This window comes from Streptomyces sp. NRRL WC-3549 (assembly GCF_000721935.1).
GTDB lineage: Bacteria > Actinomycetota > Actinomycetes > Streptomycetales > Streptomycetaceae > Streptomyces.
The window spans coordinates 149,113-150,461 of the sequence record NZ_KL585421.1; the positions used below are offsets into that span (position 1 = coordinate 149,113).

Here is a 1,349-nt window from a genome sequence, read left to right on the forward strand (position 1 = left end):
GTACGGTCCGGCGCCCGCCGCTTGCGGGGCAGGACACGGGGGCCCGCGAAGCTCAGCACCGCGGGCAGCAGCGTGAGGGAGACCAGCACGGCGAGTGCGACCGTGGCCGCCGCCGCCACGCCCATGACCGTCAGGAAGGGGACCCCGGCGACGGCGAGGCCGACGAGCGCGATGACGACGGTGGCGCCCGCGAAGACGACGGCCGAGCCGGCCGTTCCGGTGGCCCGCCCGGCCGCCTCCTCCGCGTCCATGCCCTCGAAGAGGTACTGGCGGTAGCGGGAGGTGATGAACAGCGCGTAGTCGATGCCGACGGCGAGGCCGAGCATGAGCGCGAGGATGGGCGCGGTGCTGGTCAGTTCCACGGCGCTGCTGAGCGCGAAGAGCCCGGCCATGCCGGCCGCCACGCCCACCAGGGCGTTGAGCAGCGTCATCCCCGCCGCGGCCAGGGAACCGAAGGTGAGGACGAGGACGAGGGCGGCGACCGCCACACCGATGCCCTCGGTCGAGCCGATCTCCGGAACGCCGCGCATGATCTCGCCGCCGTGTTCGACCCGGAGCCCGTCGGCGGACGCGCCCGCCTTCGTGAAGGCCTCGCGCTGGGCGTCGCTCACGCCGTCGACGCCCTCGGCGAACTGCACCTGGACCAGGGCGTACCGGCCGTCCGGGGAGACCGCTCCGGCGGCGAAGGGGTCGACCGCCCCGACGACTCCGGGGACCTTCCCGGCCTCCTCCGTCACCGGGGCCACGGCCGCCGGAGTGAGCTTTCCGCCTTCGGGGGCGGCGACGACTATGGTGCCGGTCGCACCGCTCGCCTGCGGGAACTCCCGGGCGAGTGAGTCCAGGGCCTTCTGCGACTCGGTGCCGGGGATGGAGAACTTGCTCGTGGTGGGCCCGCTGAAGGCAGCGGCCCCGCCACCGAGCAGGGCGAGCAGCAGCAGCCACAGGGCGACGACGCGCCCCCGGCGGCGGAAGGACGACCGGCCGAGCCGGTACAGCAGAACAGCCATGCGAAGGTGGGGTCTTTCTCTTCGGTCTGGACGACTTCTGTCAGCTGGTGGAGCGCCCGAGGGTCCTCAAGGCCCCCTGGATCAGTTCTGCGCGCATCGTGTCCGGTGCGACGTCCACGCCGGAGGCGACCGTGACGGCGACGCCGCCGATCACCATCTGGGCCGTGACCCGGGCACGCGGGTGCCCCGAGCGGCCCGCCAGCGCGTCCGCGAGCCGCTCGACCGCCGGGGGGATGACGGCCAGTACCGGGTGGCCGAGCATGTCCGGGAGCTCGGCGAAGATGATCTTTATCTCCAGGTGGAACCGCATCGCCAGGCCGACGTAGCCGCTCACGGCCGGTT

At 73.2% G+C, this 1,349-nt stretch carries 1 protein-coding gene and 1 pseudogene; both read right to left on the reverse strand.

Annotated features, from left to right (window positions below; translation table 11 throughout):
* Positions 1-1,007 (reverse strand): MMPL family transporter (locus IH13_RS0126050; RefSeq protein WP_037842338.1); only part of this gene is annotated, 1,007 nt, incomplete at its 3' end.
* Between the two features lie 40 nt (positions 1,008-1,047).
* Positions 1,048-1,349 (reverse strand): annotated as a pseudogene (locus tag IH13_RS0126055) (TetR/AcrR family transcriptional regulator); the annotation flags it as partial.